This is a genomic window from Nocardia sp. NPDC055029, assembly GCF_053608525.1.
In genome coordinates this window covers 20,507-37,583 of sequence record NZ_JBSGVQ010000014.1, presented here as the reverse complement: position 1 = coordinate 37,583, position 17,077 = coordinate 20,507, and the positions used below count along the sequence as shown (strand labels likewise).

Annotated in this window: 14 protein-coding genes and 1 tRNA gene; 7 read left to right on the top strand and 8 right to left on the bottom strand. The window is 69.5% G+C overall.

The features are described 5' to 3' along the window. The first annotated feature begins 10 nt into the window (after window positions 1-10). Window positions 11-2,266 carry a heavy metal translocating P-type ATPase gene (locus ACWF9G_RS15105; RefSeq protein ID WP_452515832.1) on the top strand — a complete coding sequence of 752 codons (2,256 nt, stop codon included), beginning with the start codon at window positions 11-13 and terminating at the stop codon, window positions 2,264-2,266. Window positions 2,267-2,324: 58 nt separating this feature from the next. Here ACWF9G_RS15105 and ACWF9G_RS15100 read toward each other — a convergent pair whose 3' ends face one another. Then, window positions 2,325-2,957: a DUF6636 domain-containing protein gene (locus ACWF9G_RS15100; RefSeq protein WP_452515830.1), complete on the bottom strand. Its 633-nt coding sequence runs from the start codon at window positions 2,955-2,957 to the stop codon at window positions 2,325-2,327. 105 nt (window positions 2,958-3,062) lie between these two features. Between ACWF9G_RS15100 and ACWF9G_RS15095 the strand changes: the two genes are divergently transcribed. Both ACWF9G_RS15095 and ACWF9G_RS15090 read left to right on the top strand, forming a co-directional pair. After that, complete coding sequence (locus ACWF9G_RS15095; RefSeq protein ID WP_379306386.1) at window positions 3,063-3,725, top strand: histone deacetylase; 663 nt, start codon at window positions 3,063-3,065, stop codon at window positions 3,723-3,725. Window positions 3,726-3,766: 41 nt separating this feature from the next. Then, complete coding sequence (locus ACWF9G_RS15090; RefSeq protein WP_452515828.1) at window positions 3,767-5,197, top strand: lipase maturation factor family protein; 1,431 nt, start codon at window positions 3,767-3,769, stop codon at window positions 5,195-5,197. A gap of 46 nt (window positions 5,198-5,243) precedes the next feature. On the opposite strand, the gene ACWF9G_RS15085 is transcribed toward ACWF9G_RS15090, so the two are convergent. Continuing rightward, window positions 5,244-5,316, bottom strand: a tRNA-Gly gene (locus tag ACWF9G_RS15085). Between the two features lie 239 nt (window positions 5,317-5,555). On the opposite strand from ACWF9G_RS15085, the gene ACWF9G_RS15080 reads away from it, so the two are divergent. Next, window positions 5,556-5,978 carry a hypothetical protein gene (locus ACWF9G_RS15080; protein ID WP_379306389.1) on the top strand — a complete coding sequence of 141 codons (423 nt, stop codon included), beginning with the start codon at window positions 5,556-5,558 and terminating at the stop codon, window positions 5,976-5,978. Between the two features lie 54 nt (window positions 5,979-6,032). On the opposite strand, the gene ACWF9G_RS15075 is transcribed toward ACWF9G_RS15080, so the two are convergent. Further along, window positions 6,033-6,899, bottom strand: a complete 867-nt coding sequence (locus ACWF9G_RS15075) for an NAD(P)H-binding protein (protein ID WP_452515827.1) — start codon at window positions 6,897-6,899, stop codon at window positions 6,033-6,035. Window positions 6,900-6,984: 85 nt separating this feature from the next. On the opposite strand from ACWF9G_RS15075, the gene ACWF9G_RS15070 reads away from it, so the two are divergent. After that, window positions 6,985-7,782 carry a helix-turn-helix domain-containing protein gene (locus ACWF9G_RS15070; RefSeq protein WP_452515825.1) on the top strand — a complete coding sequence of 266 codons (798 nt, stop codon included), beginning with the start codon at window positions 6,985-6,987 and terminating at the stop codon, window positions 7,780-7,782. A gap of 73 nt (window positions 7,783-7,855) precedes the next feature. Here ACWF9G_RS15070 and ACWF9G_RS15065 read toward each other — a convergent pair whose 3' ends face one another. Further along, window positions 7,856-8,617, bottom strand: a complete 762-nt coding sequence (locus ACWF9G_RS15065) for a lysophospholipid acyltransferase family protein (protein WP_452515823.1) — start codon at window positions 8,615-8,617, stop codon at window positions 7,856-7,858. A gap of 201 nt (window positions 8,618-8,818) precedes the next feature. Between ACWF9G_RS15065 and ACWF9G_RS15060 the strand changes: the two genes are divergently transcribed. Together ACWF9G_RS15060 and ACWF9G_RS15055 are read left to right on the top strand one after the other, a co-directional pair. Further along, on the top strand, window positions 8,819-9,724 hold the full coding sequence (locus ACWF9G_RS15060; protein ID WP_452515821.1) for a hypothetical protein: 906 nt from the start codon (window positions 8,819-8,821) through the stop codon (window positions 9,722-9,724). Between the two features lie 42 nt (window positions 9,725-9,766). Beyond that, window positions 9,767-11,302, top strand: a complete 1,536-nt coding sequence (locus ACWF9G_RS15055) for a Rieske 2Fe-2S domain-containing protein (RefSeq protein ID WP_379306399.1) — start codon at window positions 9,767-9,769, stop codon at window positions 11,300-11,302. A gap of 68 nt (window positions 11,303-11,370) precedes the next feature. On the opposite strand, the gene ACWF9G_RS15050 is transcribed toward ACWF9G_RS15055, so the two are convergent. Genes ACWF9G_RS15050 through ACWF9G_RS15035 form a run of 4 tightly spaced genes read right to left on the bottom strand, consistent with a single transcriptional unit; the run spans window position 11,371 to window position 17,020 of the window. Then, window positions 11,371-12,414, bottom strand: a complete 1,044-nt coding sequence (locus tag ACWF9G_RS15050; protein ID WP_452515819.1) for a Gfo/Idh/MocA family protein — start codon at window positions 12,412-12,414, stop codon at window positions 11,371-11,373. A 39-nt stretch (window positions 12,415-12,453) separates the two neighbouring features. Next, a complete protein-coding gene (locus tag ACWF9G_RS15045; protein ID WP_452515817.1) occupies window positions 12,454-13,995 on the bottom strand; it encodes a hypothetical protein in 1,542 nt (513 codons plus the stop codon). Further along, window positions 13,992-15,854, bottom strand: coding sequence for a serine/threonine-protein kinase (locus ACWF9G_RS15040; RefSeq protein WP_452515815.1), 1,863 nt, complete (start codon window positions 15,852-15,854; stop codon window positions 13,992-13,994). Before ACWF9G_RS15040 ends, ACWF9G_RS15045 begins: the two co-directional genes overlap by 4 nt. Before the next feature lie 2 nt (window positions 15,855-15,856). After that, entirely contained in the window at window positions 15,857-17,020 is a 1,164-nt protein-coding gene (locus tag ACWF9G_RS15035; protein WP_452515813.1) for a DUF7373 family lipoprotein, read from the bottom strand. Window positions 17,021-17,077 lie beyond the last annotated feature (57 nt).

The following is a 17,077-nucleotide window of genomic DNA, read 5'->3' as shown; positions in this document are numbered from 1 at the left end:
GGAGCACCCCATGACCACCGTGACGCAACCACCGGGCACCAGCCAGGTCGAACTGGTGATCGGTGGCATGACCTGCGCTTCCTGCGCGAACCGGATCGAGAAGAAGCTCAACAAGCTCGACGGGGTCACCGCGACGGTCAACTACGCGACCGAGAAGGCCAGGGTCGACTTCACCGGTGACGTCTCCCCCGAGGAACTGATCGCCACCGTCGAGCAGGCCGGCTACACCGCGGCACTGCCCGCGCCGAAGCAGGCCGAGCCCGCCGAGGACACGGCCGCCGAGCCGGACCCGACGGCCTCGCTGCGCACGCGGCTGCTGGTCTCGCTGGTGCTCACCGTCCCGGTCATCGCGATGGCGATGATCCCGGCGCTGCAGTTCACCAACTGGCAGTGGCTGTCGCTGACGCTGGCCGCGCCGGTGGTGGTGTGGGGCGCGCTGCCCTTCCACAAGGCGGCGTGGACGAACCTGAAGCACGCCACCGCCACCATGGACACGCTGGTGTCGATCGGCGTGCTCGCCGCCTTCGGCTGGTCGCTGTACGCCCTGTTCTGGGGTACCGCGGGCACGCCGGGGATGACGCACCCGTTCGAATTCACCATCGCGCGGATGGACGGCACCGGCAGCATCTACCTGGAGGCAGCGGCGGGCGTCACCACGTTCATCCTGGCCGGGCGCTACTTCGAGGCCCGCTCCAAGCGGCGGGCCGGTGCGGCGCTGCGGGCGCTGCTCGAGCTGGGCGCCAAGGATGTCGCGGTGGTCCGCAATGGGGTCGAGACGCGCATTCCGGTGGAGCAGTTGGCCGTCGGTGACGAGTTCGTCGTGCGACCGGGCGAGAAGATCGCCACCGACGGTGTGGTGACCGAGGGTTCCTCGGCCGTCGACGCTTCGATGCTCACCGGCGAGTCGGTGCCGGTGGAGGTCGGCGTCGACGACGTCGTCACCGGCGCGACCGTCAATGTCGGCGGACGGCTCCTGGTGCGCGCCACCAGAATCGGCGCCGACACCCAGCTCGCCCAGATGGCGCAGCTGGTCGAGGACGCGCAGACCGGCAAGGCGCAGGCCCAGCGGCTGGCCGACAAGATCTCCGGCATCTTCGTGCCGATCGTCATCGCGCTGGCCGTGGCCACGCTCGGCTTCTGGCTCGGCACCGGCGGCGCGATCGCGGCGGCCTTCACCGCGGGTGTCGCGGTGCTGATCATCGCCTGCCCGTGCGCCCTCGGCCTGGCCACCCCGACCGCGCTGATGGTCGGCACCGGTCGCGGCGCCCAGCTCGGCATCCTGATCAAGGGTCCCGAGGTGCTGGAATCGACCCGCAAGGTCGACACCATCGTGCTGGACAAGACCGGCACCGTCACCACCGGCAAGATGACCCTGCTCGACGTGATCCCCGCCGAGGGCGAGATCGGCAGCCGGGTGCTGGAACTGGCCGGTGCGCTGGAGGATTCGTCGGAGCACCCGATCGCGCAGGCGATCGCCAAGGGCGCGCGCGACGAGATCGGCACGCTGCCGCCGGTGGAGGGCTTCGCCAATGTCGAAGGTCTCGGTGTGCAGGGCGTGGTCGACGGGCACGCGGTGATCGTGGGCAGGGCGAAGCTGCTGGCCGACTGGTCGCTGGCGCTCGACGACAAGCTGGAAACCGCCATGGCGGAAGCGGAGTCGGCGGGCAAGACCGCGGTCGCGATCGGCTGGGACGGGCAGGCACGTGGCGTGCTGGTTGTCGCTGATGCGGTGAAACCGACCTCGGCACAGGCCATCTCGCAGTTCCGCGCGCTCGGCCTCACCCCGATCCTGCTCACCGGTGACAATGCTCGCGCGGCCCGCGCCATCGGTGACGAGGTCGGCATCGACGAGGTCATCGCCGAGGTGCTGCCGCAGGACAAGGTCGACACGGTCAAGCGGCTGCAGGCCGAGGGCAAGGTCGTCGCCATGGTCGGTGACGGCGTCAACGACGCGGCCGCCCTGGCCCAGGCCGACCTCGGCCTGTCGATGGGCACCGGCACCGATGTCGCCATCGAGGCCAGCGACCTGACCCTGGTCCGTGGCGACCTGCGCGCCGCCGCCGACGCGATCCGCCTGTCCCGCCGCACCCTGGCCACGATCAAGGGCAACCTGTTCTGGGCCTTCGCCTACAACGTGGCCGCCATCCCGCTGGCCATGGCGGGCCTGCTCAACCCGATGCTGGCCGGCGCCGCCATGGCCTTCAGCTCGGTATTCGTGGTGAGCAACAGCCTGCGCCTGCGCCGGTTCAAGTCGACGGCACAGTAGGCCTTGTGACAGGGCGGGGCGGCAAACCTATTGCCGCCCCGCCCTTTTCACGTACTCGCTAGAACAGCGATTGCTCGTCGGCGGAGATCAGGAAGCCGTGGCCGCCCGCGTCGCAGCGCATGCCTTGCGGGGTGGAGGTGCAGGCGGCGCCGAGGACGACGATGGTGTCGCCGTAGTTCAGGATCTTGCCGCCGCCCTTGCGCGAACCGTCGACGGGTTCGCCGACGAAGATGCCCTGGCTGGTGCACAGGAATTCGGCTTTGCTGCCGTAGACGTGGACGGCGACCTTGCGGTTGGGGGCGTCGGTGCAGTCGGGGAGCTGGGGCGGGATGACATTCGCGTGGCCCAGCTGGCAGCCGACACCCAGCGTGCTCTGACTGACGATCCCGCACATGATGTTGCCGGTGGGCGACTGGAAGTAGTAGCTGTCGCGCTGCTGGTAGTCGCGGGCGTCGACGGTGGCGTCGTCCCGGGAGGGCAGGCCGGTCGGGCTGGGGCTGGGGCCGAGGGCAGGCGTCGGATCCGTGGAGCCCGGCACAACTGTCGGTTCGGCGCCCGGCGCACCGGCTGGCGGCGCGGCAGGCTGGGTGACGCTCACCTGTTCGTCCGTCGCCGGGCCGTCCGAGCTGTCACAGGCGGCGAGCCCCCCGGCGAGCGCAACCAGCGCGGCCATCACGATTGCTGATCTCATGATCTGTCCCCTCCGTGTCCTCCCGACCCATCGAAGGAACAATCGGAAGTACGAGCGATGTCGTTTCTTTCGCTCACGGAACCGTGACCTGCCCGAGGTGAGCCCGTGACCACAGCTCCGCACGTCTGGTACGCCGCATACGGCTCCAACATGCATGCCGCGCGGTTCGACTACTACCGCCTCGGCGGCACGCCACCGGGAACCGGGCACACCTATCCGGGATTCGTCGACCGCACCGCGCCTGCCGACATCGCCGCCCTCACGCTGCCTGGGACCCTGTATTTCGCCTGGCAGAGCCTGGTGTGGACGGGCGGCGTCGCGTTCTACGCCGATCACCCGGCGCCCGGATGGCCGACCGGCACCGCGGCCCGCGGATACCTGATCACCGTCGGCCAGTTCGCCGACCTGCTGGCCCAGGAGATGTACCAGACCCCCGGCGCGAGCTTCGACCTGCCGCGGGTGCTCGCCGCCGGCGTGCTGCGGCTCGGGTCCGGCCGCTACGAGACCGTGCTGCACGCGGGTACCAGAGACGGCATCCCGATCCTGGTCTTCACCGCGCCGTGGGACCCGGAAACCGTGGTGTTGCAGCGTCCATCGGCTCGCTACCTCGCCATGATCGGGGCGGGTCTGCGCGAATCACACGGCTGGGATATCGACCGCATCGTCGAGTATCTGCGAGTGCGGCCCGGTGTCGCCGGGAACTGGGACACTCGCGAACTGCGCCGCGCGCTGACCGGGGACCGTTTCGCGCAACGGCCACTCGGGTAGACAATCGAACTGGAGAATTCGACGCGTCCAGGAGCGGGTGCATGGAGTGGTTCCCGGCACCGGAGTACTGGCAGGGCAGGCTGATTTTCCAGCGTGGCCTGGCGGTGGTCTACGCGCTCGCGTTCCTGGCGGCGGCGCTGCAATTCCGCGCGCTCCTCGGCGAGCGCGGGATGCTGCCGATCCCGCGCTACCTGGCGCGGACCCCGTTCCGCCGGTCACCGAGCCTGTTCCACCTGCACTACTCCGATCGGTTCTTCGCCGTCCTGGCCTGGTCGGGGGCGGCGCTCGCGGTGGCCGTCGCGGTGGGGGCCGCGGATCTGGTGCCGCTGTGGGCGTCGATGCTGCTGTGGTTCGTGCTGTGGGTGCTGTATCTGTCGATCGTCAATGTCGGGCAGACGTGGTACTCCTTCGGCTGGGAATCACTGCTGCTCGAGGCGGGATTTCTGGCGATCTTCCTCGGCAACGACACCGTCGCGCCGCCGCTGCTCGTACTGTTCGCCGCGCGCTGGCTGCTGTTCCGGGTGGAGTTCGGCGCCGGGCTGATCAAGATGCGCGGCGATCGGTGCTGGCGTGACCTGACCTGCCTGTACTACCACCACGAGACCCAGCCGATGCCGGGTCCGCTGAGCTGGTTCTTCCACCATCTGCCCCGGCCGCTGCACCGGGTGGAGGTCGCGGCCAACCACGTCGCCCAGCTCGTCGTGCCGTTCGGGTTGTTCATGCCGCAGCCGGTGGCGAGCGTGGCCGCCTGCCTCATCATCGTCACCCAGCTGTGGCTGGTGTTCTCCGGCAATTTCGCCTGGCTGAACTGGGTGACGCTGCTGCTCGCCACCACCGCCGTCGACGCGCGGACCTACCCGGTGCTGCCCGACGCGCCACCGGTGCCGGCGCCACCGGCGTGGTTCATCGGGGCGGCGCTCGCCTACGTCGCGCTGGTCACCGTGCTGAGCTTCTGGCCGATCGACAACCTGCTGTCCTCGCGTCAGGCCATGAACGCCTCGTTCGACCCGTTGCACCTGGTCAACACCTATGGCGCCTTCGGGAGCATCACCCGTGTGCGCGAGGAGATCGTGATCGAGGGCACCGATGACACCCACCTCACCGCGGACACGGTGTGGCGCGAGTACGAGTTCAAGGGCAAACCGGGTGACCCACGGCATCGCCCCGGCCAATGGGCGCCCTATCACCTGCGACTGGACTGGCTGATGTGGTTCGCCGCGCTGTCACCGTCGTACGCGCGGTCGTGGGCGCTGCCGCTGGCCGCGCGATTGCTGTGCAACGATCCCGACACGCTGCGGCTGGTACGGCACTGCCCGTTCCCCGACGCACCGCCGCACTACCTGCGCGCCCGCCTGTACGAGTACCACTTCAGCACGCCCAAAGAGCTCTTCCGCGAGCGAATATGGTGGCGCCGCACCCTGATCGGCGAATTCCTGCCGCCGCTGACGCTCGAGCGGATCGCCCGGCGCTGACAACCGGAAAAGCCCGGCGACATGGTGTCGGCCGGGCTTTTCGTTGAGCGGATGACGAGATTCGAACTCGCGACCCTCACCTTGGCAAGGTGATGCGCTACCAGCTGCGCTACATCCGCGCGCAATTCGAGGCCCGATCCGGGATCACCGGGGGCTTCGGCGTGCGAGAAGAAACTTTAGCGCGTGTTCCCGGAAAAACGAAATCCATGCGCACAGCTGTTCGACAGCCGCGGTGAGGTCGCCGGGAGCCCCTGGTCGGCGAGTCGCGCGTTAAGCGCGCGACAAGGAATCGGAAGCCCTTGCGCGGAAAGCTCTTTCGCGGGCCGGCAGACACCGCCGGCACTACAGGAGGAGCGGGATGAAGACTCTGGGGCTGATAGCGGCGGGTGTCGCTGTGACCACCGTGACCATCATGGGGGCCGGTCCGGCGCACGCCGACTTCACCGACGCGGTGGAGTACACCGACAGCGGCGAGAACGTGGAGGAGGGCGAGTACGGCGACTACGCGATCGACCGGAACAACCCGGGGTCGTGCCTGGTGGTCCAGAACCACACGGGCGGCAAGGTGACGCTGCGGTTGAACTACCCGACCAGCAAGGGCAAGTGGACGTTCTCCCACGACGAGGTGGGCGTGCTCACCCGCAACGGCCGGGTGGTGACCTCGCCGTCCGGACGCTGGAACGTCCGGACGAACCCGCCGATCGTGTTCAACTGGGTCTACGACGACGACCTGAACAACCGTAAGGGTTGCAACGGGTCGTGGGTGTTGACCATGAACTGATCGGGGTGTGGCCCGGAGCAGCGCCGCTCCGGGCCGTGCACCGGCCGGGTGTCGCTACCCCGCAGTGACGACCGGCTCGAAGGCGGCGCGGTGGTCGGCGGCCCACTCGGCGTAGCTGCGGGCCGGGCGGCCGAGTACCTCGGCGATGTCGCCGGAGACCAGCTCGTTGTGGCCGTCGCGGATGAAGGTCTGGCCGATCAGGGCGCCGTCGACGAAGGCGGGTGGGAGGCCCGCCGACGTCATGAAGGCGCGGGCGTCGGCTTCGGCGATATCGGTGACGGGGACCGGGCGGCCGATGATCCCGGCGAGGACGGCGGCCTGGTCGCGGCCGGTCTGCAGGGTGGGGCCGGTGAGGGTGTAGATCCGGCCATCGTGCGCGCCGGTGCGCAGGGCTGCGGCGGCGACCTCCGCGACATCGCGGGGGTCGACCACCGCCTGTCTGCCGTCGCCGGTGAGGTTCGGCACCGGCGAACCGGTGGTCAGCGGTTCGATCCAGCTGAAGGTGTTGGACGCGAAGGTGTTGGGGCGCAGGATCGTCCACTCCAGGCCGGAGTTCCGCACGGCTTCCTCACCGGGGACGTGCCAGGAGCCCGGGGTGCCGAGGCGGGGGTCGCCGGTGCCGACGGCGGAGAGTTTCACGACCCGGCGGACACCGGCGGCGCGGGCCGCCTCGACGAGTGCGGCGTCGACGCCGGTGTCGTCGGGGCCGGGGAGGCCGTTGAGGAACGCGGCCTCGATGCCCGTCATCGCGGGGGCGAAGGTGTCCGGCTCGCGGTAGTCCACGCGGACCACCTCGACGCCGGCGGGAAATGCCGCGTTATCCGGGTCGCGGGTGGCTGCCCGGACGGGCACGCCCTCGGCGACGAGCTGACGGACGATGGCGCTGCCGATGGTGCCTGTCGCACCGGTGATCAGGATCATGCGACGAGCATGGCAACTCCCCTGCCTGCGGCTATAGGAAAAACCGGCACAGACAAGGCGAGCCGCAGCACCTACTGTTGACCAGGTGAGCACGCAGTATCTGACCTCGGCACAGCTCGAGACACCGGTGCCGACGCCGGAATCCCTGCGGCCCTGGCTCACCGAGCTGACCAGTACACCCGTCTACGACGACCTCTCCCAGCCGTTCGCCCATCCGCCCGTGGCGTCGACGACGGTGGTGCTGCGTACCGAACAGTCGGGCAGGAGAGCGGCTTTCGTGGTCGGAGCGCAGTCGAAGGCGTCGTACTCCCTGGCCGACGAGCCCGCCGGGTGCGTGCGGTTGCGCCTGGCGCCCGGAGTGACCCGTCAGCTCCTCGGCGTCGCCGCTGGTGAGCTCACCGACCGGGTCATGCGGCTCGACGACCTGCCGGGACCGCTGAGCACGGTCGCACGCGAACTGACCCAGCTGCCCGCCCACGAGGCGATCGCCTACCTGGAAGACATTCTCCCGCACCAGATCTCCGAATCCGACACCGAACGCGCGCACCGCATCGTGCTGCGCGAGGCCATCTCGGCACTCACCGCCGACGACGCGCCGCCGATCCCCGATCTCGCCGCCCAGCTCGCCGTCAGCGAACGGCAGCTGCGCAACCTGTTCGCCACCGGGATCGGCCTGTCCCCCAAGCACTTCGCCCGCATCGACCGCGTCCGCCGCGTCCTCGCCTACGCGGGCAACACACCCTGGTCCCACCTGGCGGCGGATTCCGGCTACTACGACCAGTCCCACCTCACCGCCGACTTCCGCACCCTCATGGGCGTCCCACCCGCGGCGTATCTGCACGGCAGGCTCCCCGCACCGAGCCGCTGCCGGGTACCACGCTGAGCGATGACGCACCCACCCGGATCACCGCCGTTGCGTCAGCGACGCCGCGACAGGTGACCGGGCGGCGGCGAAGTCAGGCTTCCGGGTTCTCCTGCTGCGCGGCCTTGCGGGCGAGACGTTCGGCCGCTTCGGCGTCGTCGAGGGCGGTGGCCTCCTCCAGGGTGGGCGCGCTGCCGCCGAGGCGGCGTGGGACCCAGTAGGCGCCGGGCTCGTGTTCGTAGGATTCCTGTAGCTCGGCGAGCAGTCGCTGCATGGTGGTGCGAAGCTCGGCGGTGAGGTCGGCGGCGGGTTCGTAGGGCTGGATAGGGGTGCCGACGGCGATCGAGATCGGGGTGTTGGTGCGGCCAAGGCGCTTGGGGAAGCCCTTGGTCCAGACGCGCTGGGCGCCCCAGATGACGATCGGGATGATCGGGACGTCGGCTTCCAGTGCCATCCTGGCCGCGCCGGACTTGAATTCCTTGATCTCGAAGCTGCGGCTGATCGTGGCCTCGGGGTAGACGCCGACGAGCTCGCCGTCGCGCAGGTATTTCACCGCCGACTCGTAGGAGTCGGCGCCGGCGGTGCGGTCGACCGGGATGTGCTTGAGGGCGCGCATGATCGGGCCGGAGATATTGTTGTCGAACACCTCCTGCTTCGCCATGAACCTGATGTAGCGACCAGGGGTGCGCGCGGGCAGTCCCGCGTAGGTGAAGTCCATGTAGCCGGTGTGGTTGATCGCCACCACGGCACCACCGGAGGCGGGGATGTTCTCCGCCCCCTTGACGGTGAACTTCAGACCTTCGAGGAAGAAGACGGTTCGGGCCAGGCCGATGATCGACCGGTAGACGGGTTCCACAATTCAGCTAGCGTAGTCGCAGATCGCCGCTTCCGGCAGGGCTGCCGTCCTCGCGCGCCGCCCCGCCGGATCGCGGCGTTTGCCGCACGAGGCGAATTCGCTTCGCGCGCACCGGTCTATCCCCGGCGAGCTCGCTCGCCCGCCAGTCACCGCCCGCGCCGAAACACGCGGGTGCCCCGGCCCAGGAAGAGGAACGTCGTCGTGGAACGCGCTCAGCCGACCCCGCTCACTCCGACCCGCCCGCGCCGCGCCGTCGCGCTGGCCGCGGGACTCACCGTCGCCGCCGCCCTGATCGCCGGATGTGACTCCGTCTCGGGCATCCCCGGCGACGATCCGGCCCCGGCGGGCACCACCACCGCAGCGCCGACAACCACGTCGACCGCCACCCAGGCGATCGCGCCCGGCGAGCCCGCCCCGACCGGGGCGACGACCCCGCTGCCCGCCGACGCGCCGCAGGTCGGGGCAGTGCCCGGCGCCGCCGACGCCGTGACCGCGGTGCGCCGCTGGGCCGTCGACCTGAAGACCGGCACGATCGCCGAGTTGCAGGACAAGTGCTGGACGATCCCGCCGCGCACGGTCACCGACATGTACGCCGACCCGCAGGCGATCCTGGACGCGCTCAGCCGGCCAGGTACCGCGACCGCCGACACCGTCACCTGGCGCAACCGCACCACCACCGTCACCGTGGAGCGCGAGTCCGTCGCCACCGGGTACGCGTGCGGGCGGGTGTTCGCGGCGGGTGTCGAGCCCGGTTACGACGAGGCCGACGCGCGCCACACCGTGCGCCGCTACCTCGCGCGAGCCGCGGGCAAACCACTCGACCCGGCCGACATCGAAGCCACCCATCCGCTGACCTGCGAGGCAACCCTCACCACCTGGGATCCGCAGGGCACCGGCAACCCCGCAGCACCCCCGCTGACCGGCGACTCGGCCAAAGTAGGCAATGTCACCTCCTACGCCGGTGAGGAGCTACGATCCGACCAGGTTCGCGGCGACTACCTGGCAGTTCACGTCCCGGTGACCACCTCGCCCGGGGGCACGCGGACTCGAACTTTCACCGTCGCCCCCACCGGCGAGGGCTATTGCATCGGTGACGTGACGGCCTAACCACTACCCTGGTTGGCTGGTACTGGTCAGGAGGACAAGCTCGTGCAGATCACCAGCGTCGGACACGCCGGCTTCCATATCCGCACCACGGCCGGGACGATCCTGTGCGATCCCTGGGTCAATCCCGCCTATTTCGCGTCGTGGTTCCCGTTCCCGGACAACTCCCAGCTCGATTGGGAGTCGCTCGGCGATGTCGACTACCTGTATGTCTCGCATCTGCACCGCGACCACTTCGACGCCGCGCACCTGCGCAAGTACGTCAACAAGGACGCGACGATCCTGCTGCCCGACTACCCGGTGCCGGATCTGCGCCGCGAGCTCGAGGCGCTGGGCTTCACCAAGTTCTTCGAGACCGAGGACTCGGTCAAGCACACCGTCACCGGGCCCAAGGGCTCGCTCGACATCATGATCGTGGCGCTGCGCGCGCCCGCCGACGGTCCGATCGGCGACTCCGGCATTCTCATCTCCGACGGTGAGACCACCTGCTTCAACATGAACGACGCGCGTCCGGTGGATATGGACGTCATCCACGACGCGTTCGGTGACATCGACATCCACCTGCTCCAGTACTCGGGCGCCATCTGGTACCCGGCGGTGTACGACATCCCGGCGCGCACCAAGGCCAATTTCGGCAAGCAGAAGCGGCAGCGCGGCATGGACCGCGCCCGCTCCTACATCGAGCAGGTCGGCGCGACCTGGGTCGTGCCATCGGCCGGTCCGCCGGTGTTCCTCGACGAGGAACTGCGCTACCTCAACGACGATCGCGGCGACGAAGGCAATATCTTCCCCGACCAGATCGTGTTCCTCGAGCAGATGGAGATCCACGGCAACGCCGGCGGCGTCCTGATGATCCCGGGTTCGGTCGCCGATGTGCGCGGCAAGGAACTCGACCTCGAGCACCCCTTCGATCCGGACCGGATCTACGGCGACAAGGCCGCCTACATCGCCGAGATGGCCGAGCGTTTCGCGCCGGTGCTCGCGGCCGAGAAGGCGTCGTGGGAGATCGGCGATGGTTCGCTGCTCGAGCCGCTGCGTGAGCTGTTCGAGCCGATCATGAAGCAGTCCGCGCTGATCAGCGACGGTATCGGCTACCCGGTCGGCCTGGTCATCGGTGACGAGACCGTGGTGCTCGACTTCCCGCATCGCACCGTGCGCGAGCCGGTCGAGGGCGAGGGCCGCTACCGCTACGGCTTCCGGATCGCACCCGAACTGGTCCGCACCGTGCTGCGCGACGACGAGCCGGACTGGGTCAACACGATCTTCCTGTCCACCCGGTTCCAGGCGTGGCGCATCGGCGGCTACAACGAGTTCCTCTACACCTTCTTCAAGTGCCTCACCGACGAGCGCATCGCCTACGCCGACGGCTGGTTCTCCGAGGCGCACGACGACTCCGCCGTCACCGAGCTCGACGGCTGGGAAGTCCAGCGCCGCTGCCCCCACCTCAAGGCCGACCTCTCGAAATTCGGTGTGGTGGAAGGCAACAACCTCACCTGCAACCTGCACGGCTGGCAGTGGGACCTGGAATCGGGCCGCTGCAAGACCTCCAAGGGCCACGAACTGCGCTCGCGCAAACTCTGACACCGGATTACGAACGGGCGGGACGGCTTTCGTCCCGCCCGTTTCGCATGTCCAGGCCCGGATCGGGTTCAGGGCTCGGCGGGGCCCGCTACGTGGCGGGCGTATTCGAGGATGCGCAGGGTCTCTACGGCGTCGCGTGGGTCCACGGGGACCGGGGCGTCGTCCAGGAGGGCGGCGGCCATGCCCGCGTAGAAGGCGGGGTAGTCGCCGGGGACGGTGGGGATCGTGCGGAGGTCATCGCCCGCGCCGAAGGTTCCCCACTTGTCGGGTCGAACTGTGCCCCATTGTTTTCCATCGACCGGGCGGCGGCCCGCGCGCAACGCGTCTTCCTGCGGGTCAAGGCCGAAGACGGTGTAGGCGTTGGTGGAACCGAGGACTCGCATGCGTGGGCCCAGTTGCGGCGCGACGGCGCTCATCCACAGCTGCGAGCGGGTCCCGGAGGCGTGGGTGAGGGCGATGAAGGCGTCGTCGTCGGCTTGGACGCCGGGGCGGCGGCGGTCGAGTTCGGCGTAGAGCTCGGTGACCGGGCCGAACAGGGTCAGTGCCTGGTCGACCAGGTGACTGCCCAGATCGAAGAGGATGCCCGCGCCAGCCTCGGCCTCGCCCAGTTCCCGCCAGCCGCCCTTGGGGGTCGGGCGCCAGCGTTCGAAGCGGGACTCGAAGCGGCGGATCTCTCCCAGCTCGCCCGCGTCCATCAGACCGCGCACGGTCAGGAAGTCGTTGTCCCAGCGGCGATTCTGGAACACGCTCAACGGCAAGCCCGCCCGCTCGGCCGCCGTGACCACTTCGTCGGCGTCGGCGGAGGTCACCGCGAACGGTTTGTCCACGACCACCGGCAGCCCGGCGGCCAGCGCCTGGAGCGCCAGCGGCGCGTGGGAACGGTTGGGCGTGGCGATCACCGCGAGATCGATATCGTCGGCTTCGGCGAACAGCGCGTCGGCGCTCGGCCACACCCGCGCACCGGGATGTTCCGCCTGCGCCTGCTCGGCCCGCTCCTGCGACGAGGTGACCACCGCCGCCACCCGCAACCGCGGATCGGCCGCGATCAGCGGTGCGTGGAACACCGAGCCGGCCAGGCCGTACCCGACTACCGCTACCCCGAGTTGGTCCATCGGCCCAGCGTATCCGCGGTCGCCGACCACTGACGCGGATCAGCGAACGGGCAACCGATCGACCGCGGCCCGGAGAACCGTCGTGGCCAGCCGGCAATAGGCTTCGCTGCGGCCGTCGCCACCGCGCACGGAGACCTCGACGAACTCGAGGTCGGCGCCGGGGTTGCGATAGCCGCGCGCGCAGCTGGAGCCGCCACCGCGCACGAGCACCAGATCGACCCCGTCGACGGTGGTCGTCTCCGGATCTTTCAGCTTCACGTCGCGCTGCAATTCGATCGACACCGCGACCTGGCCGTCCCAGGTACAGGTATGCGCGTCGGCGACGGTCGGCGCGGCCGGGAGCGGGCCGACCGCCTGATCGATCACGGCCTTGTCCAAGAGATCGCAGGGTGCGACGGTCGCCAGCGAGTTCGGTTGGTCGCCGGAACGTCGTGGGGCCGAGTCGAGCGTGCGGGCAAGGCCGGCGATCAGTTCGTCGGTCGCGGTCCCGCATTCCTTGGCGCTCGAGCTGATCCACACCGAGATCCCCGCCTGGGACTCGGCGCCGGGGCTCGCGATGACCCGGCCGCAGGAGGTGGGCGAGACATGCCGGATGGGCACGCCATCGATCTCGCCGTCGGCGAGGACGGTTTCCCTGCCTGGTTCCCGATACTGCGCGCCGAGGTCGAGATAGATCGTCTGCGCGCGGTAGGACGCGCTACAGCCCCAGCCCGACGTCGGTTGCAGCTTCCAGTCGGCCTCGGGAATCGGGGTCGGCGCCACACCGACCGGACCATCGATGGCCCGGTCCAGCCACGCACACCCGTCGATGGTGCGCAGCTCGGCCAGGCTGAGGCCGGTGAGCGCGGCGAGCGGTTGGTCGTCTGCCACCGTCGCGGCGACCACGGCGGTGCCTCCGGCGACCACCAGGCACGCCGCCGTTCCCACCGCGACCGCGGCTCGCTGACGCCTGCTCGCTCCGGCCCAGCGGCGACGCGACTCCGTCCACCCGGAGCGCACGGCACCGGCGACCCGCGCGAACGAAAGGCCGCGTGGGACCGGTTCGTCGGCCGGTGCCGTGGCGACCAGCGCCGCGCACCGCTGCCGGACACCGTCGATGTCCGCTGCGACCGGCGCGGGCCAAGCCGGCGCGGAACCTGGCCCGAGATACCGCAGGATCTGACCCGGTGTCGGCCGGTCGGCGGGTTCCTTGCGCAGGCAGCCCCAGATGAGTTCGCGCAACTCGGTGGGCACCGCGTCGAGCGCGGGGTCGCGTTGGGCGATGTTGAACAGCGTGTACGCCACCGACGGCGCGGCGAACGGGGTCTTGCCGGACGCGGCGAAGGCGAGGATCGAGCCGAGCGCGAAGATGTCCGCGGCCGGGTGGACGGTCCGTGACGCGGCGACCGCGCTGTGCCGCAATCGGATACGGAACTGCCTGTCGACCGGTTGCGCGGCAGCCGGTTGCTGGACGAGATACAGCTGGTCATCCGCTCCCGCGCCGAGATAGGTGCGGAACACCGCAGTGGGATGCAGCGTGGCGAGGAGCCGGTAGCGCCCGATCCGGCGCGCATCATCCGGTGGCAGCGGTTCGAACATCATGACTTCGGCAGTTTCGCTAGTACGGAGGTGAGGGACTGGGCGGCGCGATCGCAGGCGCCGACGCGTTGCCGGTCGCGCCAGGCGTGCACGTCGATGGCGAGCACTTCGGCATAGCCCGCGCGAGTCGGGCGCAACATGACGGTCAGATAGCAGCGCCAGCCGAGATCGTCGACATAGACGGTGCGGCCCGCGATCTCCCTGGTCGGCAGGGCTTTCGCGGAGTGCAGATCCGGCCGCAGCTTCTCCTCGAACGAGAAGTTCATGAACCACTCCCGACCCGACACGGTGCATCCGTGCGCGGTCGAGAGCTCCAGTTTCGCCGGATCACCGACCACGGCCAGGTTCACCGAACGATCCAGCAGCGCACAGGGTTCGATCCGAAATGCCGATTCGGCCGGTATTCCCTTCCGCATCGGCGGATTCACCGAGAGCTTGCGCACCACAGCGCTCAGCGCCCGCTCGGCGACCGGACAGGAATCGCCCGTATCGGCGTGCGTCTGCAACCAGACCGCGATCGGCGTTCCGCTCTGGGCGACCACCGACCGATGGCAGATCCGGGCTTCTCTGTTGCTGCCGAGCACCGGCATCCAGCCGATGGTGGTACCCATCGGCGTATCGTTCGAACCCGGCGAGATGGTGACACTCAGGTCGATGCCGATCTTGCGGCCACTCGGTTCGACCAGCCCGGTGCCGCAGCCGTACGCGTTCACGGTCAGGGTGCCCGAATGCTCGCCGAGATCGCCGATGACGTCGGGGCCGACCAGCCCACACGGGTCGATCAGCCGGGCTTCCTCGGCGGTCAAGGCCAGCGGCGGGTCGGCCATCGGCTCGGCCTTGCCCCGCATGCCGGTACCCCAGGCGAACGTGGCGGCCAGCACGAGCAGGGCCACCGTGGCGGCGGCCGCAGCGACCCGGGCCGGACTCCAGCGCCGTTTCGCCGGCGTGGCCGCGGCGACCGGGACGGTGCGCGCGGTGCCGTCGGCCCAGGAGTTCGATTCGTCGCCGTACTCGGCGATCCGCTTACGCACCCGGGAGGGCCAGACCGGCTCGACAGGGATCCGCTCGGCGGCCTCGAGTAGTTGGTCGGGGGTGGGTCGCTGACCGGGGTCCTTGGCCAGACAGGCGTCGACGATGCCGCGGAACGGCTCGGGGACCGCGCTGGTGTCCGGGTTCGTGTACAGGACGTTGTAGAGGATCTGCGGGGTCGATGTGCCGCGGAACGGGCTGGCGCCGGTGGCCGCCATGGCCAGGATGACGCCGAGCGAGAAGACATCGCTCGCCGCGGTGAGCGGACGGCATTCGGCCTGCTCCGGCGACATGTACGCGGGTGAGCCGATCACCGCGCCGGTGGCCGTGAGGGCCACGTCGTCTTCCAGCGCGCGGGCGATGCCGAAATCGATGACGCGCGGGCCGTCATTGGTGAGCAGGATGTTGCTCGGTTTGAGATCACGGTGCACCAGTCCGGTGCGATGGATTTCCAGCAGTGCCATGGCCAGGCCGGTGAGCAGCAGTTTCAGCCCGCCCTGGGTGAGTCCGCCGAACTTCTCGACGGCCTCCTGCAGCGCCGGACCCGCGATGTATTCCGAGGCCAGCCAGGGATTCTCGGCCTCGGTGTCGTAACCGAGCACCCCAGCGGTATAGGCGCCGGTAACCTGCTGTGAGGCGACGACCTCGCGATGGAACCTGGCCCGGAACTCGGGGCTGCCGGTGAGGTTGCGGTGGATCTGCTTGACCGCGACCAGCCTGCCGTCCGGAGCTCGCCCCAGCAGCACCACGCCCATCCCGCCGCGACCGATGACGGCGAGCATGCGGTACCTGCCGAGCTGTTCGGGATCCTCGGGAGTCAACGGCTCCAGCATCGTCACTGCGTACCCCCCAGGGCCAGGTATTGCGCCGCGGCCAGCTGCCGGACATCGGTTTCCTGATTGCTGCGCACGACCGCGAGGACCTCGCCGTGCGGGACCAGGCACTCGTACCGGATCGCCGCGCGAGAAGCGGTGTCCGGGCGCAGCGCCCGATAGCACTGCACCTGGGGCAGCCCTGGCAGGCCGGACATCGCTACATAGCGGTCGCCGAGCACGGTGTCCCGCTGGTAGCCGAGCAGGGATGTCACCTTCTCCGCGGCGCCGAGCCGGAACAGGAACTTGTTGTGCGACACCGCGACAGCGGTGACGCCGTACTCGCGATAAGCCCGATACCGCGGGCCGGGTTCGGACACCAGCAGGGCGAAAGCGCGCGGACTGTAGACCGCGAACTCCTTCGCGTCCGGATACCGATCGGCGGTCGGCACGAGCCGGGTCAGCAGCCGGTCGGGATCGAGCTTCAGCGCGGGCAGGTCGGTGACGGGAGTCGGTGTGTAGCTGTCGAGTTCACTCAGCTGGGCGGTGTAGACCCGCTGTGCCAGGTCGACGAGCTGACCTTCGTTCGGGTCGACGATCTTCGCGAAGACCCGGATGACGTGGTTCTTCCACACCATCCAGCTTCCGATGGTCGGCACACCGGGGCGCCAATGAGTCAGCGCGGCGGGAAAATTCGGCAGCGGCAACGGCGCGTTGCCTTCGTTGGCCCCGAAGTCCGCCCCGGCCATGGCCTGGGCGGCGCGGGCCGCCGTCGGCTCATCGGCGAAGGCCAGCACCGTGACGGCCAGTGATTTGTCGGCCTTCTCGTTGTTGAGCGCAGTATTGCCCGCGATGGCGCCGAACCCGGCCATGACCTCGAACTCCTGCAACGCCATGCGCTGCGGACCCGACAGCATGTCGCTGACGCCCAGGTGGTCGGCTTGCACACCGCCACCGCGGCTCTCGGTCAGTTCGGGGTCGATCCGGTCGGCCTGCACGATCCGCTCGCCGAGACGCAGCGATTCGACGAGAATGCCGCGGCCGAGGCTGGGCGCGTCGTCGTAGTCGCCAGGGACCGGTTGGGTGGGATAACTGCCGGTGTCGACGGTCGTGGTGTCGCCACAGGCTGTGCCGGTGAGGCAGACGAGGGCAATGAGCGCCGCGACGCGGCGCGATCGAAACAGCATGCCAACCCCTCCGGGCGCTATGACTCGCGCGCCCGCTCCTCCCGAATCCACTGCCGA